Source organism: Stutzerimonas sp. (genome assembly GCF_982611455.1).
On the sequence record NZ_CEXBBO010000007.1, the window covers coordinates 131,302 to 154,527 of the forward strand.

General features: G+C 59.7%; 18 protein-coding genes and 1 pseudogene. 14 read left to right on the forward strand and 5 right to left on the reverse strand.

The window, feature by feature from the left end; all coding sequences use genetic code 11:
• Positions 1 to 71 precede the first annotated feature (71 nt).
• Positions 72 to 1,274 (reverse strand): MFS transporter, encoded by a 1,203-nt coding sequence (locus AC2LD7_RS06760; protein ID WP_484597004.1) that lies wholly within the window; start codon positions 1,272 to 1,274, stop codon positions 72 to 74.
• A gap of 184 nt (positions 1,275 to 1,458) precedes the next feature.
• Here AC2LD7_RS06760 and AC2LD7_RS06765 point away from each other — a divergent pair, with 184 nt between their 5' ends.
• A complete protein-coding gene (locus tag AC2LD7_RS06765) occupies positions 1,459 to 1,884 on the forward strand; it encodes a VOC family protein (RefSeq protein ID WP_484597005.1) in 426 nt (141 codons plus the stop codon).
• On the opposite strand, the gene AC2LD7_RS06770 is transcribed toward AC2LD7_RS06765, so the two are convergent.
• The 3 genes from AC2LD7_RS06770 to AC2LD7_RS06780 form a co-directional block, all read right to left on the reverse strand.
• Positions 1,866 to 2,645 carry an SDR family oxidoreductase gene (locus AC2LD7_RS06770; RefSeq protein WP_484597006.1) on the reverse strand — a complete coding sequence of 260 codons (780 nt, stop codon included), beginning with the start codon at positions 2,643 to 2,645 and terminating at the stop codon, positions 1,866 to 1,868. The genes AC2LD7_RS06765 and AC2LD7_RS06770 overlap by 19 nt on opposite strands.
• 70 nt (positions 2,646 to 2,715) lie before the next feature.
• Positions 2,716 to 3,759: an aromatic ring-hydroxylating oxygenase subunit alpha gene (locus AC2LD7_RS06775; protein WP_042926810.1), complete on the reverse strand. Its 1,044-nt coding sequence runs from the start codon at positions 3,757 to 3,759 to the stop codon at positions 2,716 to 2,718.
• Between the two features lie 29 nt (positions 3,760 to 3,788).
• Complete coding sequence (locus tag AC2LD7_RS06780; protein ID WP_484597007.1) at positions 3,789 to 4,730, reverse strand: Rieske 2Fe-2S domain-containing protein; 942 nt, start codon at positions 4,728 to 4,730, stop codon at positions 3,789 to 3,791.
• Positions 4,731 to 4,944: 214 nt separating this feature from the next.
• Between AC2LD7_RS06780 and AC2LD7_RS06785 the strand changes: the two genes are divergently transcribed.
• From AC2LD7_RS06785 to AC2LD7_RS06815, 7 genes are all read left to right on the forward strand, one after another.
• On the forward strand, positions 4,945 to 5,844 hold the full coding sequence (locus tag AC2LD7_RS06785) for a LysR family transcriptional regulator (RefSeq protein ID WP_484597008.1): 900 nt from the start codon (positions 4,945 to 4,947) through the stop codon (positions 5,842 to 5,844).
• A 166-nt stretch (positions 5,845 to 6,010) separates the two neighbouring features.
• The gene (locus AC2LD7_RS06790) at positions 6,011 to 8,356 is read left to right on the forward strand and encodes an FdhF/YdeP family oxidoreductase (RefSeq protein ID WP_484597009.1); all 2,346 of its coding nucleotides are present in this window, start codon (positions 6,011 to 6,013) and stop codon (positions 8,354 to 8,356) included.
• Positions 8,357 to 8,979: 623 nt separating this feature from the next.
• On the forward strand, positions 8,980 to 11,589 hold the full coding sequence (acnB, locus tag AC2LD7_RS06795) for a bifunctional aconitate hydratase 2/2-methylisocitrate dehydratase (RefSeq protein WP_459653483.1): 2,610 nt from the start codon (positions 8,980 to 8,982) through the stop codon (positions 11,587 to 11,589).
• Positions 11,590 to 11,616: 27 nt separating this feature from the next.
• Positions 11,617 to 11,865: an OadG family protein gene (locus tag AC2LD7_RS06800; RefSeq protein WP_131647862.1), complete on the forward strand. Its 249-nt coding sequence runs from the start codon at positions 11,617 to 11,619 to the stop codon at positions 11,863 to 11,865.
• A 19-nt stretch (positions 11,866 to 11,884) separates the two neighbouring features.
• Positions 11,885 to 13,666: a sodium-extruding oxaloacetate decarboxylase subunit alpha gene (oadA, locus tag AC2LD7_RS06805; RefSeq protein WP_459653482.1), complete on the forward strand. Its 1,782-nt coding sequence runs from the start codon at positions 11,885 to 11,887 to the stop codon at positions 13,664 to 13,666.
• 10 nt (positions 13,667 to 13,676) lie between these two features.
• On the forward strand, positions 13,677 to 14,813 hold the full coding sequence (locus AC2LD7_RS06810) for a sodium ion-translocating decarboxylase subunit beta (protein WP_313314363.1): 1,137 nt from the start codon (positions 13,677 to 13,679) through the stop codon (positions 14,811 to 14,813).
• 91 nt (positions 14,814 to 14,904) lie between these two features.
• On the forward strand, positions 14,905 to 15,525 hold the full coding sequence (locus AC2LD7_RS06815; protein ID WP_484597010.1) for a TetR family transcriptional regulator: 621 nt from the start codon (positions 14,905 to 14,907) through the stop codon (positions 15,523 to 15,525).
• 483 nt (positions 15,526 to 16,008) lie between these two features.
• On the opposite strand, the gene AC2LD7_RS06820 is transcribed toward AC2LD7_RS06815, so the two are convergent.
• Positions 16,009 to 16,872, reverse strand: coding sequence for a helix-turn-helix transcriptional regulator (locus tag AC2LD7_RS06820; RefSeq protein ID WP_484597011.1), 864 nt, complete (start codon positions 16,870 to 16,872; stop codon positions 16,009 to 16,011).
• 139 nt (positions 16,873 to 17,011) lie between these two features.
• On the opposite strand from AC2LD7_RS06820, the gene hemA reads away from it, so the two are divergent.
• The 6 genes and pseudogenes from hemA to AC2LD7_RS06850 all read left to right on the forward strand — a co-directional run.
• Positions 17,012 to 18,244 carry a 5-aminolevulinate synthase gene (gene hemA, locus AC2LD7_RS06825; RefSeq protein WP_484597012.1) on the forward strand — a complete coding sequence of 411 codons (1,233 nt, stop codon included), beginning with the start codon at positions 17,012 to 17,014 and terminating at the stop codon, positions 18,242 to 18,244.
• The gene (locus AC2LD7_RS06830) at positions 18,244 to 18,747 is read left to right on the forward strand and encodes a GNAT family N-acetyltransferase (protein WP_484597013.1); all 504 of its coding nucleotides are present in this window, start codon (positions 18,244 to 18,246) and stop codon (positions 18,745 to 18,747) included. The genes hemA and AC2LD7_RS06830 overlap by 1 nt, the downstream gene beginning before the upstream one ends.
• Positions 18,744 to 19,814, forward strand: coding sequence for a Gfo/Idh/MocA family oxidoreductase (locus tag AC2LD7_RS06835; protein WP_313314350.1), 1,071 nt, complete (start codon positions 18,744 to 18,746; stop codon positions 19,812 to 19,814). The genes AC2LD7_RS06830 and AC2LD7_RS06835 overlap by 4 nt, the downstream gene beginning before the upstream one ends.
• Positions 19,815 to 19,836: 22 nt before the next feature.
• Positions 19,837 to 21,690: an asparagine synthase (glutamine-hydrolyzing) gene (gene asnB / locus AC2LD7_RS06840; protein ID WP_484597014.1), complete on the forward strand. Its 1,854-nt coding sequence runs from the start codon at positions 19,837 to 19,839 to the stop codon at positions 21,688 to 21,690.
• Between the two features lie 57 nt (positions 21,691 to 21,747).
• A complete protein-coding gene (locus AC2LD7_RS06845; RefSeq protein WP_313506770.1) occupies positions 21,748 to 22,956 on the forward strand; it encodes an MFS transporter in 1,209 nt (402 codons plus the stop codon).
• Between the two features lie 18 nt (positions 22,957 to 22,974).
• A pseudogene (locus AC2LD7_RS06850) lies at positions 22,975 to 23,169 on the forward strand (LysR family transcriptional regulator); the annotation flags it as partial.
• Between the last annotated feature and the right edge of the window lie 57 nt (positions 23,170 to 23,226).

A 23,226-nucleotide genomic window follows, 5' to 3' on the forward strand; every position in this document is an offset into this window, starting at 1 on the left:
CAGACTGATAGTTTTTATACAGAATCCTATAAATTGTTTATTCGCACTGACTTCGTACGATTTTTTGCAGCTTACTGTGGCAATCCCCCGGCAGCGCCTAGCCGACGCGCCTGCCAGCTACCCGCCAGCAGCACGCCACTCATCAACCAGAACAGTGACGCGGCACCAAGCGCCGCGCCCAGCACGCCGAACAGCAGCGGCATGCTGGCTCCGGAACAATTGATAAATACCGAGCGCACCGCCAGCCCTTCGCCGTGACGCGCACTGGGGGTTACATGATGCAGTTGTGTCATCAACGCAGGCTGAATGGTGCCCAGCGCAACACCCAGCGTGGCGGTTCCCAGGGCCATCGCCCAGGCGGGGCCGAGCCAGGGGTAGATGGCGTACACCGCTGCGGTGAGCAGCAGGGCACTCAAGATGATCGAGCGCTGCGACAGACGATTGGCCAGTAGCGGTATCAACAGCAGCCGCACCAGTGTCGAGGTGACGGCGTAGGCGGCGAGGATCGCGCCGATCACCGAGGCGCTCATGCCCCGGGCATTGCCCAGAATCGGCAAGGCAAAGGAATGCACATCCCAGCTGGCCGACACCAGCCAGTTGATGAATAACAATCGGCGAAACGACGGCTCGCGCAGCAGATCCCATGCAGGGCGTCGCTGCTCGCGCGATACCGGCGCGGCCATCTGTTCGCGCGGCACCCACTGCGATAGCAACAGCGTACCGAGGGGCAGTATCGCCAAGGCCGCAAACGCAATGCGAAAGCCGTACTGATCGATCAGCAGCCCCGTTCCCAGAGGCCCGATCAGGCTGGCCAGGGCCGGCGCGATAGCGATCCAACCAAATACCTTCATGCGCTCGCCTGTGTTACGCGCCAGGCGCGCCGCCGTGCGCTGAAGCGCGATCAACCCGAAACTGGAGCCGCCGCCACAGAGTGCGGCAGCCAGACAAAGCCACAGGTAATGACTCGTCGAACTGGCGATCACCGCGCCGGCAAAGGACAGGCTCGCGGCGATGCGTGTCGGGCGGTGATAGCCGTGTCGGTCCGCCATGCGACCCGCGGTCAGGGCGAGAAATACCGGCGCGGTCGCGAACATCGCCATCACCACGCCGACCGCCCAGACATCCATATCGCGTTGCAGCAGCTGCAGTGGCGCGGCCATGCGCATCCCGGTCAGGCATGAGTGCATGCCGATCTGGCACAGCACCAGGACCCACAGCTTGAAGTAAGGAAAGGGCTCAGCGAGCGCTCCGTCAGAGGACGCCGACAGGGTCACAAGCGGTGCCGTAAGCGGAAAGGATTGGTGCAGGGCGTGAAGCAGAATCGGATGTGTACATTCAAATCATTCTTATTGTTGGAATATTGAATATAGACAGATATCAGCTATATGTACAATTACTCAGCGTCGCGATGTCAGCGTATGTTCATACGCGATGCAACCACATCCAGGGGAGAGCTTCGTGATCGAACGAATGGATCACTTCACGATCGTGACGGATCAGCTGCAGGCAACGCGCGAGTTCTACATTGACCTGCTCGGGTTGACCGAAGGCCCGCGCCCGCCTTTTCCGGTGGCTGGCTTGTGGCTCTATGCCAACGGCCACCCGCTGCTGCACGTGGTGCAGGTGCAGCGAATGCCAGAGCCCCGCCGCGGCGTGCTCGACCACATGGCGTTTTGGGCCGAAGGGCTGCAGCAGACATGGCAACTGCTCGAAGATCGCGGCATCGAATTTCGTGTCATCAGAGCGCCGGGGGCGGTCCGTACCTGGCAGCTGTTTTTCCTGGACCCCAATGGCGTGGAAGTGGAGCTGGACTTCGCGGCTGAGGAAACGCCTCCCGAAGACTGGAAAGCCCGCTTGCCGCCGCGTCAGATCAAGCCATCGTAGCTCCCGCCATCCACTTGAAGGTTTTGCCCCGAGATGTAGCTCGCCTGAACAGAGCAAAGGAATGCACAAGCCGCGGCGAATTCTTCCGGTTTACCGAACCGCCGCGCCGCTACGGGCCTGAGCATCTCGGTGCGCGCATCTTCCAGGCTCAGCTTTCTGTGCTTGGCAAGCTGCTCGGTCATGTAGCGCAAGCGGTCGGTTTCGATGCGTTCAGGTAGCAGGTTGTTGATGGTCACGTTGTCGCGCACCACTTCGCTGGACAACGCCTTGGAAAACGCCGTCAGCCCTGCCCGAGAGGCGGTGGAAAGTCCCAAGGGCAGGCGCGGCGATTTCACCATGGCCGAGGTGATGTTGATGATCCGTCCGAAGCGACGCTCGCGCATGCCACCGACCACGCCTTGGATCAGCATGATCGCCGACAACATGTTTGCCTCGATGGCCTTCAGCCAGGCCGCATGGTCCCAGTCTTCGATCCTGCCCGGCGCGGGGCCGCCGTTGTTGGTGATCAGGATGTCGGGCGCGGGACATGCGGCGATCAGGGCGGCTCGGCCTTCGTCGGTATTCAGGTCGCCGCGCACGACAAGCGGCCTGTGACCTGTAGCGGTCTCGACTTCCGCAGCCGTGCGCTCCAACTGCTCTGCATCGCGACCGTTGATCAATACGCGGCAACCTTCCTGCGCCAACGCCAGCGCGCAGGCCTTGCCAAGGCCACGAGACGAAGCGCAGATAATTGCGCTGCGCCCTGCGATTCCCAAATCCATAACGCTGCTTCCTGTGGTTGCCAACGGTGTCGGCGTATTGAGTGTTCGACGTCCTTGCGCAGGTGAGGTATCAGCCGTCCATACCCAGCAATTGGGTGATGTCCCGACCCGGTTCGGCATCGGAGCCATAGGAAAAATCGCCCTTGCGCTGACGTTCGGCCAGTTGCTCCATCTGAAAGCGATAACGCGTGCCGGGCGCATCGAAGCGCGAGTGCAGGTCGATGCGTTCACCCGGCTCGAAATAACGCTGGTTCTGCGGACGCACCACGGAGTTGTCCTGCGGCTGGATGATGTAATTGATACGCGGCATCAGATAGCGGAACGGTGCCGGTGCCGCCGTGGTGTTGAACGTCACGTCGCAGCGCGAGCGGTGTTTGCCCACCGGCAGGAATGGCTGCAGGTTGGGCACGTCGTAACCCGGACGAAAGCGCGGATAGGAGATACACACGTTGCTGCGCAGATGAATATGCAGCACGGCGCGGAAATCCTGGTACTTCGCTCGCACACCGCCGACCCAACGCATCACTGGCGCGACGGACTTCTGCGCGACCGTGCGGGTACGGGTCACGGTTTCCGAGGTCCACTCCACTTCCACCACGTCCGATTCCGATATTCCGTCGCCGATGGTATTGGCGTGTAGAAAGTCGGCGTGGGTCAGGTCGATGAGGTTTTCCACCGACAAGGCAGAACTGGCATCGAAACGAACCGTGCGCTGGGTGTAACCAGGAAGACTGCCATCAACCGGCAGAAACGGGATGTGCGGCAGCAGCAAGGAATCGGCCGCATCAGGATTGCCATACCAGGCCCAGATGTAACCGTAGCGCTCGACAACCGGGTAGTAGCCCATACCGCCGGTAAACTCGGTGAACGATGCACGCTCGGCATGCAGGCGCTCGGGATGAAACTCGGCCGCAAATGGCCGACCGTCCTTTCGCCAGAGGTAATAGCTCTGGGAATGGATGATCCGGCGGATGGGCCGCTCGGTGACATCGCGGCTGTGGGATACCGGGAACCAGGTATCGCGCAGGTCATAGTTGGTCGGTGTCCAGTCTTTGCGAATCCGGCGCGCAGCGGCTTGCGGCTGTGCATCGGAAAGAGGCGTGGCGGCGTGCATGGAATTCTCCGGGTTCAGCTGAATGAAGGTCAGACGGCGAGGCGTTGTTCAACGACTATCTGCTGACGCAACTCATGTAAGTCACGCGAGGGTGCGACCAGTAACGCGGCGATGGCCGAGCCATCGATCGTGGCATTCACGCTGAATGGCGCTCTGCCTGCAGTCCGTGAGGCGCGCCAGCGCAACGGCGCACCCGCCATGCTGGTCGTGTGCTGGAAGCCGCGCCAACAGAGGCTGGTGGTGCCTCGTCGGTTGGCGGTCGCACCGATGAAAAGCGTGCTGAGCGGCGTTTCGTCCTGGCTCAGCAGATCCACCCGGATGGTGCCGCCACGCAGCGGAACCGCCGTGCGAACGATCAGCGGGTAGTCGGCAACGAACTGCGACGGCAAAATCTGACTCGACCAGACCGCGCCCCTGTCGAGCACGAGACGGTCGTTCATCAGTTGCGGATCGCCCAGGAAGAAATCCGTTATTTGCACTGCGTCGAAGCCCAACAGGCAGTTGGGGCCATCCAGCATCACGGCGAGGTACTCATCGTGAGTCATGCTGACGACGGCGCTTCCCGTGTACTCACGCCCCGTAGGGGAATAATCGGCGCTTGGCAAGGTGGCGTCCGGCTCGCCGTCGCCCACCCATACATGCACGAAACCGTTACTTTCTCTTGCCATAAAGGCGCGCGCCGCATGGCGCTGCGGGACGCGTTCGCTGGCGCTCAGGTTCGGGATAGCGGTACAGGCGCCGCTGGCTCCATCGAACGTCCAGCCGTGATAGCCACACTGCAGCCCGGAACCCACGACGCAGCCTAGCGATAACGGCACCCGCCGGTGCGGACAGCGATCTTCCAGGGCGAAGACCTGCCCTTCAGCGTTGCGGAACAGAACCAGTTCTTCCCCGCCGCAGGTCACGGCGAGAGGCTTTACATTATTCACGGATTCGCAAAGGGCCGAAGCCCACCATGAGCTGGTCGCCATCGAATGTTTGCCTCGTATTGTTATTGTAGATGCAGCCAGGCGACGTCCCCGATCCGGGCGCCTCGCCTCAGACCAAAGTAGACCTTGGTGTAAAACGAAACAACATTTAATAGGCATATTTTAATATTTTGTACATATTGTGTCCGCCGGTACATGTAGGCGTTTTGATCGCAAATCCTCACGGATACGGCCACCCCTTGTTTGAGACGCACCATTGGATATCAAGCAGCTGAGATTTCTCGTAGCGCTGGACGAAACCCGGCACTTTGGCCAGGCCGCAGCACGCTGCCATGTCACTCAACCTACGCTTTCGATGCGCTTGCGCGGGTTGGAAGATGAGCTGGGCCTGCATCTGGTGACGCGCAGTCAGCGTTTCGAGGGCTTTACCCCGGAGGGTGAACGCATTCTGGCCTGGGCCCGTAGCCTGCTTGCGGCGCAGGACGGCCTCTACGCCGAGGCAGCATCCTGTCGCGGCCAGCTGGTGGGCAGTCTGCGTTTGGGCGTGGTACCGCTGGCGGGTTTCAATCCGATGCAATTGGTAACCCTGTTCGCCGAGCGGCATCCAAGCCTGCACTTCCAGCTGTTCGCCTTGAGCAGCGATCAGATTCTGGAAAGGCTGAACCGGAACCAGCTCGACCTGGGCATCTCTTATTTAGAGCGTCTCGACCAGGCACATTTCGCCAGCCTGCCGCTGGGTGAAACGCGGATGGGGTTGCTGCACGACCGGCGTCACTTTCGCTTTCCAGGTGCCTCTGTCACGTGGGAGGCGCTGGCGACGCTGCCGCTCGGCATGTTGTCGAGCGGCATGCATTTCCGGCAATCAATCGATCACGCGTTGCGCAGTCGCGGCCTGAATCCCGCGCCTAAACTGGAAACCGACGCGGTGCATCATCTGCTGCAGGGCGTCAGTGCAGGCCTATGCTGCGCGGTGATGCCGCTGGACAGCGGGCTCGTTGAATTGGCGGACCATCTGACCCTGACGCCTATCGATGAGGCCAGCACGCTTGCCCCGCTTGGACTGATTCTTCGCCTCGATGCCCCACGCTCGGTGCTCGGCGAAGCCTGTTTCGCCGAAGCCGAGGCCATGCTCTGCGCTGTCGACACGCCGGATTGAGCCAAACCGGTGATCAAGCGTGTCGATCACGCAATCGAACATAGCGATTGGACGCTGTTGCCATAGAACTCATAGGCTCCACAGGTCGTGGTGCAAATCGCGCACGGCTCGGCCTTACCTGGGTACAGGAGGTCGATGTGAACCTACGCGCAGATGAGTATTGAGCATGAGCCGCCCGACCCGTTTCCAGCCTGCCTCTCGTTACCAGCCCTATCACGGTCCCGCTGGTGGCTGGGGCGCGCTGCGCAGCGTGGCGCAATCATGGCTGGGCAGCGGCAACGCGCTGAAGAACATTCGCACCTTGCTGAAAACCAACCAGAACGGCGGCTTCGATTGCCCCGGCTGCGCCTGGGGAGATTCGCCCCATGACGATACGGTGAAGTTTTGCGAGAACGGCGCCAAGGCGGTGAACTGGGAGGCGACCAAAAGACGTGTCGACGCCCAATTCTTCGCCCGTTACAGCGTCAGCCAATTGCGCGAGCAAAGCGACTACTGGCTCGAGTACCAGGGTCGCCTGACCCAGCCCATGCGCTACGACGCCGACACTGATCATTATCTGCCGATCGGCTGGGATGCGGCCTTCGCTCTGATCGGCGAGCAGCTGAACAGGCTGGAAACGCCTCATCAGGCGGAGTTCTATACCTCGGGACGGGCCAGCAACGAAGCGGCGTTTCTGTATCAGCTGTTCGGTCGCGCGTTCGGCACCAACAATTTTCCCGACTGCTCGAACATGTGCCATGAGGCCAGCGGCGTCGCGCTCGGCGGCAGCATCGGTGTCGGCAAAGGCACGGTTACCTTCGATGATTTCGCTCATGCCGACGCCATCTTCGTGCTCGGCCAGAACCCCGGCACCAACCATCCGCGCATGCTCGAACCGCTTCGCGAAGCAGTAGAGCGCGGTGCTCAGGTCGTTTGTTTCAATCCCTTGAAAGAACGCGGTCTGGAACGTTTCCAGCACCCGCAGAAGCCGCTCGAGATGCTCGGCAACCAGGATGCACCGACCAATACCGCCTATTTTCGTCCCAACCTCGGCGGCGACCTGGCAGCGTTGCGCGGAATGGCGAAGTTTCTTCTTCAATGGGAGCGCGACGCACAGCAGCAAGGCACCGACGCGGTATTCGACCATGCCTTCATTGGCGAGCACACGCAGGGGCTCGATGACTACCTGAACGTCATCGACGCTACGCCCTGGTCGCTGATCGAGGGGCAATCGGGGCTGTCGCGCGCCGATATCGAACAGGCTGCGCGGATGTACCGCCACGCAGAGCGGGCAATCGTCTGCTGGGCCATGGGCATCACCCAGCATCGCCATTCAGTAGCAACCATTCAGGAGATCGCCAACCTCTTGCTGCTGCGCGGCAACCTTGGCAAACCGGGCGCTGGCGCCTGTCCGGTGCGCGGTCACAGCAATGTCCAGGGCGATCGCACCATGGGCATCAATGAGCGGCCGCCAGCGGCGTTGCTGGATGCCATCGAGCAGCGCTTTTCGTTCAGCGTGCCACGCGCACATGGCCACAACACGATCGAAGCGATCAACGCCATGCTTGCCGGCCAGGCGAAGGTGTTCATCGGATTGGGCGGCAATTTCGCTCAGGCGACGCCCGACTCGCCCCGCACCCACGAAGCGCTGCGCAATTGCGAGCTGACGGTACAGATCAGCACCAAACTCAACCGCAGCCATCTGACCATTGGCAAACAGGCGCTTATTCTGCCCTGCCTCGGCCGCACCGACATCGACCTGCAGGCCAGCGGCCCGCAAGCCGTGACGGTCGAAGACTCGTTCAGCATGGTTCACGCCTCCTGGGGCCAGTTGCAGCCGCTATCGCCACAGATGCGCTCGGAGCCGGCGATCGTCGCTGGCATCGCCGCCGCCACACTCGGTAAGCATCCGGTGGATTGGCAATGGTTGGTGGAAGATTACGCACGCATTCGGGAACTGATCGAAGCAACCATCCCCGGCTTCGCCGACTTCAATGCCAAACTCAAGCAGCCCGGCGGTTTCTACCTGGGCAACGCAGCCGCACGCCGAACCTGGAATACTGCGAGCGGTCGTGCTCAGTTCAAGCACCACCCGCTGCCCCTGGACCTGGTGCCGGCAGAGGCCAGCCGCGACGGCCAAACGCCGGATCTCATCTTGCAGACCCTGCGTTCGCACGATCAGTACAACACCACGCTGTATGGGCTGAATGATCGCTATCGCGGAGTCAAAGGCATGCGCGAGGTTGTGTTCGTCAACCCAAGCGATCTTCAACGGCTCGGGTTCGAGAACGGAGAAGTCGTTGATCTGATCTCGCTCTGGGACGACGGCATCGAGCGGAAGGTGCGCGGATTTACCCTTCTCGCCTACGACACCCCCTTGGGCCAGGCCGCCGCCTATTACCCGGAGACCAATCCACTGGTGCCGCTAGGAAGCTTCGGTGAAGGAAGCCATACACCTACATCCAAGTTCGTCGCCATCAAGGTGATAAAAAACGGAAAACAGACGGAGCGGGATTTGCTAGCGCATGCATGACGAAGCGATGCACGTGTCCGTGTAGCTAGCCCAACCTGAGATGGGCGACCCAGCAACCTTCGGCGTTGGTGGGAGCGTCTGGGCGCGTCGCAAACGCTTCGGATCGCTGCAGCGTGTCATTGGCCAAACCCAGCGTTCATTGGTCGCTCACAAATGGGGCAAATCGCTTATCGCAGGCTGACAGTAGCGGGTCTGACGGTCATCCACGTCACTGCGGCAAGCAATCCGGCCGCTGAAAAAAGTCCATGAGCTAAGAGTCAGGCACCCCGCCTTGTCCGCGCCATTTCCGATAACAACGGGAGTGTCATCGAATTCATGAGCAGCCGGTCCGCAAATATAAACAACCGCTTCGGCACCACGATGGCTGGGTCGCACGTCAGCCCTCGATTCACGCCGGGTTTGTTTTGACCAATTTGAGTTTGACAACGAACCGTATGCAACTTACTTTCTGTACGTTTATCCATATTTTGTTCATATTTTTGGAATTCGCCTCGACATCTTAAGCGCCGCAGGCTGCAAGATAGGCCCTGTTCGATTCTTAACGCTCGGTTTGCTTTGCCCCCTCGGCTTTACAAATTAACCCGACTATCCGGCCTGCTTTCAGGGCTGCATGAGAAAACATTGTGCTCGAAGCTTATCGAATTCTACTCGGACAACGCGCCAGCCAAGGACTTCCTGGCTTGCCGCTGAACGCCGAACAGACCGCAGGCCTGATCGAACTATTGAAGAACCCGCCAGCCGGCGAAGAAGCCTTCCTGGTCGACCTGATCACCAACCGCGTCCCTGCCGGTGTCGACGAAGCTGCCTACGTCAAGGCAGGCTTTCTCTCCGCCATCGCCAAAGGCGAAGCCACCTCTCCACTGATCAACAAGCAACGCGCCGTTGAACTGCTGGGCACCATGCAGGGCGGCTACAACATCGCCACCCTGGTCGAGCTGCTGGATGATGCCGAGCTGTCCGCGGTGACCGCCGAGCAACTCAAGCACACCCTGCTGATGTTCGACGCCTTCCACGACGTCGCCGAAAAAGCCAAGGCCGGCAATGCCAACGCCAAGGCCGTACTGCAGTCCTGGGCTGATGGCGAGTGGTTCCAGAACCGCCCGGCGCTGGCTGAAAAGATCAGCCTGTCCGTGTTCAAGGTCACCGGCGAAACCAACACCGATGATCTGTCACCAGCTCCAGACGCCTGGTCGCGCCCCGACATCCCACTGCATGCCTTAGCCATGCTGAAAATGGCCCGCGACGGCATCAACCCGGACGTTCCCGGCTCGGTAGGCCCGATCAAGCAGATGGAAGCACTGAAGGCCAAGGGCTTCCCGGTCGCCTACGTCGGCGACGTGGTCGGCACCGGCTCTTCGCGCAAGTCCGCCACCAACTCGGTGCTGTGGTTCTTCGGCGACGACATCCCGAACGTGCCGAACAAGCGCGCGGGTGGCTTCTGCTTCGGCACCAAGATCGCCCCGATCTTCTACAACACCATGGAAGACGCCGGCGCCCTGCCTATCGAGTTCGATTGCTCCAACCTGGCCATGGGCGACGTCATCGACGTGTATCCATACAAGGGCGAAGTGCGCCGCCACGGTAGCGACGAGCTGGTCACCACCTTTGAGCTGAAGACCGACGTACTGCTGGACGAAGTCCGCGCTGGCGGTCGTATTCCGCTGATCATCGGTCGTGGCCTTACCGACAAGGCGCGCGCCGAACTGGGCCTTGGTCCGGCCAACCTGTTCAAGATGCCGATCGCCCCGGCTGACAGCGGCAAGGGTTTCACCCTGGCGCAGAAGATGGTCGGTCGCGCTTGCGGCCTGCCGGAAGGCACGGGCGTGCGCCCAGGCACCTACTGCGAGCCGAAGATGACTACCGTCGGCTCCCAGGACACCACTGGCCCGATGACCCGCGACGAGCTGAAAGACCTGGCGTGCCTGGGCTTCTCTGCAGATCTGGTGATGCAGTCCTTCTGCCATACTGCGGCCTATCCGAAGCCAATCGACGTCAACACCCACCACACCCTGCCTGACTTCATCAAGAACCGTGGCGGTGTCTCTCTGCGCCCGGGCGACGGCATCATCCACAGCTGGCTGAACCGCATGCTGCTACCGGACACCGTCGGCACCGGTGGCGACTCGCACACCCGCTTCCCGATGGGCATCTCCTTCCCGGCCGGTTCCGGTCTGGTAGCCTTCGCTGCCGCCACTGGCGTCATGCCGCTGGACATGCCGGAATCCGTACTGGTGCGCTTCAAGGGCGAAATGCAACCGGGCATCACCCTGCGTGACCTGGTCCATGCCATCCCCTACTACGCCATTCAAGAAGGCATGCTGACCGTCGAGAAGAAGGGTAAGAAGAACATCTTCTCCGGCCGCATCCTGGAAATCGAAGGTCTGAACAACCTGACCGTTGAACAAGCCTTCGAACTGTCCGACGCCTCTGCCGAACGTTCCGCTGCCGGCTGTACCATCAAGCTCCCCGAAGACGCAATCGCCGAGTACCTGCGCTCCAACATCACCCTGCTGCGCTGGATGATCAGCGAAGGCTACGGCGATGCCCGCACCCTGGAGCGTCGTGCCCAGGCGATGGAAGCGTGGCTGGCCAAGCCGAGCCTGCTGGAAGCCGACAAGGACGCCGAATACGCCGCCGTGATCGAGATCGATCTGGCCGACGTGAAAGAGCCAGTCCTCTGCGCCCCGAACGACCCGGACGACGCCCGCCTGCTCTCCAGCGTTGCTGGCGAGCAGATCGACGAAGTGTTCATCGGTTCGTGCATGACCAACATCGGTCACTTCCGCGCTGCCGGTAAGCTGCTGGACAAGGTCAAGGGTGGCATTCCGACCCGTCTGTGGCTGGCTCCGCCGACCAAGATGGACGCTCACCAATTGACCGAAGAAGGCTACTACGGCATCTACGGCAAGGCCGGTGCGCGCATGGAAATGCCAGGCTGCTCGCTGTGCATGGGCAACCAGGCACGTGTCCAGACCGGTTCGACCGTGGTCTCTACCTCGACCCGTAACTTCCCGAACCGCCTGGGTGATGCCACCAACGTGTACCTGGCGTCTGCCGAGCTGGCTGCAGTCGCCTCGATTACCGGCAAGCTGCCGACCGTCGAGGAGTACATGCAGTACGCGAAACAGATCGACACCATGTCTGCCGATGTCTACCGCTACCTGAGCTTCGACCAGATCGCTGAGTTCCGTGAGTCCGCGGCCAAGGCGAAGATTGACGTGGTCGCTGTTTAATTCGAACCTAACAAGGCGGTTTCCGTTATGACTTCTAACCAGCTCCTCTGGGAAGGCGTCGAACTTATGCTGTTCGGCTTAGGTTCTGTCTTCGTATTTCTTGTCCTACTTATCTATTGCATCCGGCTCATGTCGTTCTGCGTGGGTCGCTTCGAGCCAACGCCGACTCCGGTCATGCATGCAGCGCCGAGCCCTTCTGCCTTTATTGAATTGGATGGCGACGAGTTGAGCGCCATCCAGTCCGCTATTCATCAGCACCGCGCGCGCCGCGGTTGATCAGAAAGGGAGTTCGCTCATGAGTTCTGTCAAACAGCCGCTCGGCATTACCGACGTGGTGCTACGTGATGCCCACCAATCCATTCTGGCCACCCGCGTCCGTCTTGAAGACATGCTGCCGATTGCCGGCAAGCTCGATCAGGTGGGGTTCTGGTCGGTTGAATCCTGGGGTGGCGCGACCTTCGACGCGTGCATTCGCTATCTAGGCGAAGACCCGTGGGAGCGCATCCGTGAGCTAAAGAGAGCGATGCCTAACACCCGTCAGCAGATGCTGCTACGCGGTCAGAACCTGCTGGGCTATCGACACTACGCCGACGATGTGGTGGAAAAATTCGTCGAGCGGGCAGCGGTCAACGGCGTCGACGTGTTCCGCGTCTTCGATGCGATGAACGATCCGCGTAACCTCGAAACCGCGCTGCGTGTCGTCAAGCAGCAGGGTAAGCATGCCCAGGGCACTATCTCCTACACTACCAGCCCGGTGCATACCCTGGAGATGTGGGTCGATCTGGCCAAGCGGATCGAAGACATGGGCGCCGATTCGGTCGCGATCAAGGACATGGCCGGTATTCTTACGCCTTATACGGCCTTCGAGCTGGTTTCGCGCCTTAAGACGAACCTGTCGATTCCGATCCATATGCAGTGTCACGCTACGGCGGGCCTGTCGACGGCAGCCATCCTTAAAGCCGTTGAGGCTGGCATCGACAACGTAGACACCGCTATCTCGTCGCTCTCGATGACTTACGGGCATTCGCCGACCGAATCGGTGGTGGCGATTTTCCAGGGCACCGAGCGCGACACCGGGCTCGATCTGGAACTGCTGGAAGAAATCGCCGCCTATTTCCGCGAGGTACGCAAGAAATACGCGAAATTCGAAGGCACGCTCAGGGGCGTTGATTCACGCATCCTCGTCGCGCAGGTGCCTGGCGGCATGCTGACCAATATGGAAGGCCAACTGAAGGAGCAGGGCGCGCTCGACAAATTTGACCAGGTATTGGCCGAGATCCCCCGCGTCCGCGAAGACCTCGGCTTCATCCCGCTGGTGACACCAACTTCGCAGATCGTTGGCACACAGGCTGTCATTAACGTGCTCACCGGCGAGCGCTTCAAGTCCATCACCAAGGAGACCGCCGGCATCCTCAAGGGCGAGTACGGCTCCGCGCCGGCTCCCTTCAATACCGAACTGCAGCAACGCGTGCTCGGCGGCGCGCAAGTCATCACCTGCCGCCCCGCCGACCTGCTACAGCCGGAAATGGACAAGCTGACCGCCGAGCTGAAAGGCCTGGCTCAGGAGAAAGGCATCAAGCTGGCCAAGGACGAGATCGATGACGTCCTCACCTATGCGCTGTTCCCCCAGATCGGCCTCAAGTTTCTCGAGAACCGCGGCAACGCCGCCGCCTTCGAGCCGATGCCGACCGGCAACGAGCAGGCGCCACGCGAAGCGGGCGTATCCGAGCTTTACACCGTCGAGGTCAACGGCAAGTCGTACGTGGTACAGGTCAACGAAGGTGGCGACATCGAGGGACTCAAGCCGATCGGTGACGCTTCTGGCGCAACAGCTGCAACCGCTTCTGCACCGGCCGCTGGCACTGGTGAGCCTCAGCTGGCACCGCTGGCAGGCAATATCTTCAAGGTGCTCGTACAGCCCGGTCAGTCGGTTCAGGAGGGCGATCTGGTGATCATCCTCGAAGCCATGAAAATGGAAACTGAAATCCGTGCATTCAAGGCCGGCACCGTCTCGGGTGTAAACGTCAAGGTCGGCGACGCGGTGTCGGTGGGCGATAGCCTGCTGACCATCGCTTAAGGAGTGCTGCATGGATAAGTTGCTCAAGCTGTGGCACAGCACCGGTCTGTATCACCTGGAGCCCGGCCAGTTGCTGATGATCGTGGTGTGCCTTGCCCTGATCTATCTGGCGATTCGCAAGGGGTTCGAGCCGTTGTTGCTGATCCCGATCGGCTTCGGGGGCCTGCTCGCCAACATTCCGGTCGCCAACATGGCCGAGGGTGCCGGTATCCTGCACCTGCTCTACGAAGTGGGTTTGCCGACCAGCGTGTTCCCCCTGCTGATCTTCATGGGCGTGGGGGCGATGACGGACTTCGGTCCTATGCTGGCCAACCCTAAGACCCTGCTGCTCGGTGCGGCAGCGCAGTTCGGTATCTTCGCCACCTTGCTCGGTGCGTTGGGGCTGGCAGCGATGGGGATTCCGGGTATGGAGTTCAGCATGCGCGAGGCGGCTTCGATCGCCATCATCGGCGGTGCGGACGGCCCGACCTCGATCTTCGTTACCGCCAAGCTCGCACCGCACCTGCTGGGTCCGATTGCCGTGGCGGCCTACTCGTACATGGCGCTGGTTCCGTTGATTCAGCCGCCGATCATGCGGGCACTGACCACCAAGGAAGAGCGCGCCATCGTGATGACGCAGCTGCGCCATGTCGGTCAGGCGGAAAAGATCGTCTTCCCGCTGATGCTTGCCCTGATGATTGGCATGTTATTGCCGGATGCCGCTCCGCTGGTGGGCATGTTCGCCTTCGGTAACCTGCTGCGTGAATGTGGGGTGGTCGATCGACTGGCTGATACCTCGCGTAATGCGCTGATCAACATCGTCACCATCGGCTTGGGTTTGACCGTCGGCTCCAAGCTGTCTGCCGAAGCCTTCCTGCAGATGAAGACCCTGGGAATTCTGGTACTCGGCATGGTTGCGTTTTGTGGCGGAACGGCCGCCGGTGTGCTGATGGCTAAAGTGATGAACATGTTCAGCACGAACAAGATCAACCCACTGATTGGTTCGGCAGGCGTATCGGCCGTACCCATGGCTGCGAGGGTGTCGAACAAGGTGGGGCTCGAGGCGAATCCACAGAACTTCTTGCTCATGCATGCAATGGGACCGAACGTGGCGGGGGTCATCGGCTCCGCTGTTGCTGCGGGCATTTTGCTGAGTTTCGTAGGGTGACTAACCGCTAGGCTAAGGTATCACGTGTCGTCAGGAACACAACTACACCTGCCTAGTAATACGACCAGCAGACAAAGTTTTGAGAGAAAGAATGCGACGAACAAAAGAAGATGCCAAAAAAACTCGGACGGCACTTCTCGCATCTGCGGAGCGACTCTTTCTAGCTAACGGAGTGACACGAACGAGTCTGAGTCAGATTGCCCATGATGCAGGCGTAACGCGTGGTGCAGTTTATTGGCATTTCGAAAACAAAGCCGACCTATTAAACCAACTGCTCGACCAGGTTCGAATATCGCCTGAAAAAATAATGGGAGTGACCACTGATAATTCTTCACAACATTCGTTGCGCTTATTACGGGACTTATGTGTAGAAGGCCTAAATGCTCTGGCGACAGACCAGCAAAAAAGCCGCGTCATGAAAATTCTTCTGCATCGCTGCGAGTTCACCGACGAGCTTATCGCAGCGGAAGCTCGCCACAATTTCTTGATAATTCAGCTTATTGATCAATGTGAGCAGATACTTGCCAGCAACATTAAGATACTGCAGCCAGGTGTAACACCTCGAATGGCTGCAATCTCGATCCATGCTCTTATTATCGGCTTGTTCACTGATTGGACAAGAAACCCGCAATTGTTCGACCCAATAGGGGACAGCGGTCCGTTGATCGACCCGCTTTTTCGAGGCCTCGTCAGAAACTGGGAAAATATCTAACGATTTGGCATCCTTGCCCTCAAGAACTTATGGATTTGACGTGACAACGTCGCTGCAAAACATAGTGACCGAATCGCAGAGTTATGCGCTGGCCAAGTCAGAAAGATTAGCCCTAAGGAAAAAAATACTGTTTTCCGGCAGCATTGTTGAACTTGATCATTTATCTTTTACAAAGGCTTTATAGGAGCCATGCCGCTTGAATAAATCAGGTCGATGGTCGCAACAACCATCAGCAGCTGGCCCAACCTACCCATGTAGCTCCAGCCATTTCATAGCCCCTCAGGCCAGTTGGGATCATCGGCTACGTGCGCCCTTACAAGCCCCGCGGTTAAGTACGTAATGCTGCAAAGCGGTCCAACAGCCTGATGAGAGAAACACCGTATCGTTGAGAATATTTGAATTCGGCGTACACCGAAGTCTTAGTAACCATGTGCTCTGTGCGACCTGCCTACCTCACTTACCCAAGTATTGGGTAAAGGCCTGCTACACGCCGATCGCGTTTCCGCTCAAGGTCGTCAGCCAGTGCTCAAAATGCCGGCTTTGCACCTGCCCCTCTTTCGCCGCATAGTAGACAAGCCGCAAGTCCCGGTCGACATCGATCGTGAGTGAGGTGTGATCGAACACCACCTGGCCGATCCCGTCGATCTGAAAATTCCGGATGCCCTGGCAGGGTCCATGAATATCCTGTTGCCGCCACCAGGTCCTGAAATCGGTATCGATCTTCTCCAAATCTTTAACCAATGCTCCAATGTCGGGGTCCTTGGCTGCCCTGACGAAATCACGGCGAAAACTCGACAGGATTTGCAGGGCCTGATCCTCCCACGGGTCGAGCAATGCGCGCATCGAAGATGCGGTGAACAACAGCCAAAGGAAGTTGCGCCGCTCTGTCGGAACGCTCGAGAAAGCGAAGACCTTATCTGCAGCCGCGTTCCAAGCCAGCACATCCCAGCGAAGATTGAGGACGTACGCCGGACGCATTGGGAGATCGGCCATCAACCGATGAACGAGCGGTGGCACGACACACCAAGTTTTGCCCGGCTCTGGCGGGAGCCTCTGATGCGCCAGCAGAAAAAGATGCCGTCTTTCGGTGGCGTCCAGCTTCAACGTGCGCGACAGATTTTCGAGGAAAGTCGCAGATACGCTGATCTCTCGCCCCTGCTCCAGCCAGGTGTACCAAGACAGTCCTACCCCGGCGAGGGCTGCGACTTCCTCCCGTCGAAGCCCCGGAGTCCGCCGTCTTGCACCAGAAGGCAAGCCCACGTCCTGTGGAGAAATACGTTCACGGCGGCTTCGCAGAAAGTTGGCCAGCTCCGCCCGGTTTCGCTCAAGGCTGCGAGGCGCGCTCATCCAGTTACTCTCCAGTAATAGCATAAGAGGTCAAATTGTAACCCCATCGAAGCGGGATTAAGAATAACTCCTCGTCGCCAATGCCCGTTCCAGAAAGCTGGCCGGCATCGAGCGGCTTGATCGTTCAGGAGATATTCGGATGTACCAATCATTGCTTCGTGAGCAACTGGAGTTACTGAAGTCCTCCAACCAGTACCGCACCTTTACCACTCTCAGTCGCATCTGCGGCCAGTATCCGTTCGCCAAGCTGAACGGCGAGCAGCCGGATCCGGTCGTTGTATGGTGCAGCAACGACTATCTAGGAATGTCGCAGCACCCGACCGTACGCGAGCAGATGCACCTGGCATTGGAAACGTACGGCGCTGGCTCAGGCGGTTCGCGCAACATCGGTGGCTCCTACGAGCTTTATGAGCGACTCGAGGCGAGCCTTGCCGACTGGCACGATAAAGAAGCGGCACTGGTTTTCCCGACCGGTTTTGGCTCGAACGACGCCACCCTCCAATGCCTGCTGAGGCAAATCCCCGATTGTGTCGTGATCAGCGATGCGCTGAATCACGCATCGATCGTCAACGGCATCCGAGCAACACCGAATGAACGGCAGGTGTTTCGCCATAATGACGTGGAACACCTGACCCAGATACTGTCCCGCTATCCAATTAATCAACCGAAGCTGGTTGTGTTCGAGTCGATCTACTCGATGGACGGCGACATCGCACCGATTGCCGACATCGTGGAAGTTGCCAAGCGCTTCAATGCGCTGACCTATCTCGATGAAGTTCATGCGGTCGGCATGTACGGTGCTAGAGGGGCCGGCATCGCTGCCGAGCTCGACCTGGTCGACGAAATCGACATCATCCAAGGCACCATGGCCAAGGCCATCGGCGTAATCGGTGGTTACATCGCATCGACCCGCGTCATCGTGGACGCAGTACGATCCTTTGCGACAGGCTTCATCTTTACCACGTCCCTTCCTCCTGCCGTCACGGCTGGCTGCCTGGCAAGCGTCGAGCATCTCAAGTCAAGCGATGACGAGCGCCAGAAGCTACAGATCAACACTGCCTTATTGCGCGAGCGTTTGAAACAACACGACATTCCCGTCATGCCCTGCTCGCAGACGCACGTATTGCCGGTATTGGTCGGTGACGCTGAGCGCTGCAAAGTTGCCGCCCTGCGGCTTCTACATACACATGGGGTCTATCTCCAACCAATTAACTACCCATCTGTGCCGGTCGGTACGGAGCGCTTTCGGGTTAACGCAACGCCCAGCCACAGCCAAGCCCAGATCGAGAATCTAGCCATTTCCCTGCGCGAAACCTTCGACCATTTTGCGATCCCTTTGGCATCCAAAACCTTCACTTCGGAGGTGGCCTGATGAACAACTTATCGTTCACCGTGCGATACGCGACGCACGAGGACATCGAGTGGCTGATAGATCTGAGGTCCTTCTTGCTGGACGGTACGTCAGCCATCTACGCCAGCCGCAGCCGGAAGGACTCTGAAAGATGGCGTACGGCGTATAAGCACTGGCTAACCGAGCACCTAGGGGTACATGACAGTGTGCAGGTGCTCGTAGCTGAGCACCGTGAAACTCGGCAGGTCGCCGGCTGTGCTACTGGAATCATCGATCTCAGGGCGCCCACCGCTGCAAATGCTAACGGTCTGTCCGGATGGATCCAGTCGGTTGTGGTTGATCCGCAATGGAGGGCGCACGGCATCGCAACTCAGCTCATCAATCATCTGCTTCGCTGGTTTGGCAACCGGGACGTTGCAACGGTAGCGCTCCAGACTACAGCAGGCGCATCCGGGCTGTACGAACGTCTTGGCTTCTGCCCAACAGACGAGAGCCTCCTGCTTCGCCAGGGGGCGTCAGCATGAACGTATTGATTATTGGCCTGGGCTACGCCGGACAGCGATTTCGCCAAGCATTCGAACATGTCGCAAACCGAGCCGGTGTTTCGACCTCTATCGCATATGTCGGACGACGTCAGAAAGCTACGCCGCTGCGTTACTTCGCCTGCATTGACAGTGCGCTCCAGCATTTCGGACCCGATATCGTAGTGGTCAGTGCCAACGATATAAGTCACGCCGATGTATTGCGCCAGCTTGCGGGCTACCAAGGCTTTCTCGTCTGCGAAAAGCCGCTCGCCACACCCACTGACGCGCTGAACGGCGTCCAAGACGCGCTCAGCGGTGTCGGCGGATTCGCGCTGAATCTGATCGAGCGCTATTCGCAGGCGACGCAGATCTTGCGTGCATGGGTTGCCCGCCATGGGTGGGAATTGGTACGTGCCAGCTTCTATTGGGGCAAGGATCGCATCAATGACTACCGGCCCACTTGCGGAGTTACCAGTGAAGCGATTCATGCGTTGGATCTGCTGCGCTGGGTATGCCCGACCGCGGGTCCGCTGCGACTGGATGGCGTTCTGGGTATCCGGTCAGACTTTTCGGTATCCGGACTTGCGGTTCTCGACACCGTGCAGCTGACCGCTGTCCTTGGTTCCGCGCCAATCACCGGCTACAGCAGCTTCGTCAACGTCGTTCGCCAACGCACCGTTGACTTCAGCTTTGTCGATCGGGAAGACCAGCTTATCCAAGCGCGACTGACCTTCGATACGCCGCGCTGGGATCATGACCATCTGCGGATCTGGATGCGGGATATCGACGGCACGGCGCTCGTGCTGCACGAGCGCCGACTCTCTCCCAGCCAGTCGGGACTCGAGACCCTGCACAAGCTTTCTGAGTTCTGCCAACAGGTCCTTGACTGGGTCGTGCGGCGCCAGCCGCCTCCCCTCCCATTCGCCAGCCTGGACGACGCCGTCGAGCTACAGGAATTGCTCAATCAACTGGAGCATCGCGCGCTCACCCCTGCCGCGGCCCGTTACAACCGTGGCGCTCAGCGCGCCTTGCTCGTCGAGGGCAGCGACCTGGAAGCCCTCGGCTGATGGATATCAGTAGGAGAACCACATGTGTGGAATAGTTGGATGGCTGTCCTACAGCCAAGACATGCAGGCGCAACGCAATATGCTGAAGCGCATGACCGAGACGATGGCAAATCGGGGGCCCGACGCCGAGGGGATCTGGATAGCGGGTCCAATCGGCTTTGGCCATCGAAGGTTGTCGATAATCGACCTGGAAGGCGGTCGGCAGCCCATGCTGGCTCGACGCGACGACGGGTTAGAAGCGGCGGCGATCACCTACAGCGGTGAGACCTACAACTTTCGTGAACTGCGCGCCGAGCTGAAAGGACGCGGCCATCGTTTCGAAAGCCTCAGCGACACTGAAGTGGTCCTGCGCGCCTACCTAGAATGGGGAGAGGGATTCGTCCAGCGGCTCAACGGGATGTATGCCTTCGCGGTTTGGGACCTCACAACGCAGGAACTACTGCTGGTTCGTGACCGGATGGGCGTGAAGCCGCTTTATTACTACGAGACGGTCGACGGGGTGGTGTTTGGGTCCGAACCCAAGGCCCTGTTAGCCAACCCGCTCGTGCCCCGTACCGTAAGGGCCGACGGGCTGCGTGAGATCCTGGAGATGGTCAAAACTCCGGGCCATGCAGTGTATGACGGCATGCGTGAAGTCTTGCCTGGCGAGGTCGTCCGCATCAATCGTCAGGGCCTCACACGACACCGTTATTGGCGACTCGAGGCTCGTGAGCATGGTCATACTCTTGACCAGACCGTCCGGCATACGCGAGATCTTTTGGAAGATATCGTGCAGCGGCAAGTCGTTTCGGATGTACCCCTGTGCAGCCTGTTATCCGGTGGTCTCGATTCGTCGATCATCACCGCCTTGGCGTCCAGAAAACTGCTTGCTGAAGGCAAGGAAAACATTCACTCGTTCTCGGTCGATTTTCTCGATCACGGCAGCAGTTTTGCCAGCGATGCAGTCAGGGGCACGCCTGATGCGCCCTTCGTTCGCGACTTGGTTGAGCGTATCCACTGCAGTCATCACGAGATCGTCCTGGACAGCCGAGAGCTGGCCGATCCGGCGCTTCGCCATCGACTCATCGAGGCGCTCGATCTACCGCCTGCTTTCTGGGGCGACATGTGGCCATCGCTCTATCGGCTGTTCCAGGAAGTGCGCCAGCACTCCACCGTTGCACTGTCCGGAGAAAGCGCGGACGAGGTCTTTGGGGGCTACCGCTGGTTCCACGACCCTGCGGCGATCCAGGCCCAGACCTTTCCCTGGCTGGTGTCTGTGACTGGCAAATACTTCGACGGCAAGACCCTCTTCGACCCGGCGCTGCTACGTCAGCTAGACCTGCCCGGGTTCGTACAGGACAGCTACAGTCAGGCGCTCAGCGAAGCCCCAGTACTACCGTCGGAGGAGCAAACGGATCGGCGCATGCGCCAGATGAGCTACGTCAACCTGACCCGCTTCGTCCAGACACTGCTTGATCGCAAGGACCGGATGAGCATGGCCGTCGGTCTTGAGGTCAGGGTCCCCTTCTGTGACCACAGGCTTGTCGAGTACGCATTCAATATTCCTTGGGCAATGAAGACCTTCGACGGGCGCGAAAAGAGCATCTTGCGTGCGGCGACTCGTGACCTGTTGCCCGAATCAATCAGCGATCGGGTCAAGAGCCCCTACCCCTCGACGCAGGATCCTGCTTACGAGCAGGCGCTTCGCACCTCACTCGCCCAGATCATGGCCGACAAGGACGCACCTGTGCGAGCCCTTCTCGATGCATCGCAGATCAAGCGCACCCTGGAGAGACCCGTTGGCGACACCTCGCCCATGTACGACCGCATGGGCATGGAGCTGGCGGTTGGCCTGAACACCTGGCTGACCGAACAGGATGTCAGCATCGATCTTTAACTCAGCGCGACGCGGTCCGACGGCCGCGTCCAGCCTTCTTCATGGAGCGGCGATACTATGAATACCCCGTATCCCAACAAGCAACTTCCCATCTACCTGATCGCACTCGGTGCATTTGCGCTGGGCATGGCCTCCTATGTCACAGCAGGCCTGATTCCCCTAATTGAGGCCTCCTTTTCCGTTTCGGTCGCTGTGGCTGCGCAACTGGTGACCGCCTTTACCCTCGCCTATGGCCTTGGCTCGCCGGTATTCGTTGCGCTGACCCCGCCCGATCATCAACGCACCGGTTTGCTGTTTGCCCTTGGATTGTTCGTTCTGGCAAACGCGGCCAGCGCCCTCGCAGCAGAGTTTACCGAACTGGTGATCTGGCGGGCCCTAGCCGGAATAGGCGCTGGCGTCTACCTCGCCATGGGCATCGGCGCCTCAGCAGCGCTCTCATCGCCCGAGCGGCGCGGAAAGTCGATCGCCATCATCATGGGAGGCATGGCGAGCGGCGTCGTGCTGGGTGTTCCAGTGAGCTTGATGATCGCAGACAGCTTTGGCTGGCAAGCTGCACTTTGGCTCGTCACCTCGCTGGGGCTGCTGGCTTTAGCAGGCCTGACATTGCTGTTGCCGAGGCTGCCAGCCGCGCCAACCAGCTCCCTGCGGCAGAAGCTCAGGATCCTTGCCAATGGGCAAGTGATGACCATTCTACTGATTTCCCTACTAGCAGCCGTTGCCAGTCTGGGCATGTACACCTTTATCGCCCCACTGCTCGCCGACCCGAAACTCGGTGCAGTGCGCTCGGTAACGCCCTATCTCTGGATCTGGGGCATCGGCGGCGTACTCGGCAGCTTTCTGGTGGGCCCGGTTGTCGATCGAGTCAGGGGGCCCGTGCTGGTCTTCGCCATTATGGTGATCCTCTCGGTCTCCTTGTTCCTCTTGCCGGTTGCGGCCACGCTCGGCACATGGCTGGTCATGCTGCCGATCATGGCATGGGGCGCCGTAGGCTGGGCCCTGCAGGTACCGCAGAACAACGAACTGATACAGGCCAGGCAGGCACACGGCGATGGCAACCTTGCGATCGCTCTCAACGAATCGGCGCTGTACCTGGGCAGCGCCATAGGTGCGGCCGCCGGAGGCTTCGTCCTGCTGCTACAGATGCCCACCTGGACGCTGGCTGCCTGTGCCGGCTTGATCGCCTTACTCGGCGCACTGCTTCAGGTTCTCAACCTTCGTCGTCAGCGAGCCTGGCCGCGCACAGTCCAACCTGAAACTAACCATTGACCTAGCTGGAGGTGCAAGTTGGAGCTTCGTCATCTTCGCTGTTTCGTGGCCGTCGCCGAGGAGCTGCATTTCGCACGGGCTGCCGAACGTTTGCATATGGAGCAATCGCCCTTGTCGCGGACCATCAAGGACTTGGAGTACCGCTTGGGTGTGCAGCTGTTCGAACGCACAACGCGCCGAACGCGTCTCACCTGGGCCGGCACGGTCCTGTTGCATGTTGGCGCTGATGGAAAATTGACCCACCTTGCCGATTGAAATTTGACCCAGGGC

What these genes read in the sequence shown, in the direction of transcription:
- AC2LD7_RS06815 (WP_484597010.1), top strand. Translation starts at nt 14,905, where the DNA reads ATGCGACGAACAAAAGAAGATGCCAAAAAAACTCGGACGGCACTTCTC.
- AC2LD7_RS06775 (WP_042926810.1), bottom strand. Translation starts at nt 3,759, where the DNA reads ATGCACGCCGCCACGCCTCTTTCCGATGCACAGCCGCAAGCCGCTGCG.
- AC2LD7_RS06830 (WP_484597013.1), top strand. Translation starts at nt 18,244, where the DNA reads ATGAACAACTTATCGTTCACCGTGCGATACGCGACGCACGAGGACATC.
- AC2LD7_RS06780 (WP_484597007.1), bottom strand. Translation starts at nt 4,730, where the DNA reads ATGGCGACCAGCTCATGGTGGGCTTCGGCCCTTTGCGAATCCGTGAAT.
- AC2LD7_RS06845 (WP_313506770.1), top strand. Translation starts at nt 21,748, where the DNA reads ATGAATACCCCGTATCCCAACAAGCAACTTCCCATCTACCTGATCGCA.
- AC2LD7_RS06800 (WP_131647862.1), top strand. Translation starts at nt 11,617, where the DNA reads ATGACTTCTAACCAGCTCCTCTGGGAAGGCGTCGAACTTATGCTGTTC.
- oadA (WP_459653482.1), top strand. Translation starts at nt 11,885, where the DNA reads ATGAGTTCTGTCAAACAGCCGCTCGGCATTACCGACGTGGTGCTACGT.
- hemA (WP_484597012.1), top strand. Translation starts at nt 17,012, where the DNA reads ATGTACCAATCATTGCTTCGTGAGCAACTGGAGTTACTGAAGTCCTCC.
- asnB (WP_484597014.1), top strand. Translation starts at nt 19,837, where the DNA reads ATGTGTGGAATAGTTGGATGGCTGTCCTACAGCCAAGACATGCAGGCG.
- AC2LD7_RS06835 (WP_313314350.1), top strand. Translation starts at nt 18,744, where the DNA reads ATGAACGTATTGATTATTGGCCTGGGCTACGCCGGACAGCGATTTCGC.
- AC2LD7_RS06810 (WP_313314363.1), top strand. Translation starts at nt 13,677, where the DNA reads ATGGATAAGTTGCTCAAGCTGTGGCACAGCACCGGTCTGTATCACCTG.
- AC2LD7_RS06820 (WP_484597011.1), bottom strand. Translation starts at nt 16,872, where the DNA reads ATGAGCGCGCCTCGCAGCCTTGAGCGAAACCGGGCGGAGCTGGCCAAC.
- AC2LD7_RS06770 (WP_484597006.1), bottom strand. Translation starts at nt 2,645, where the DNA reads ATGGATTTGGGAATCGCAGGGCGCAGCGCAATTATCTGCGCTTCGTCT.
- AC2LD7_RS06790 (WP_484597009.1), top strand. Translation starts at nt 6,011, where the DNA reads ATGAGCCGCCCGACCCGTTTCCAGCCTGCCTCTCGTTACCAGCCCTAT.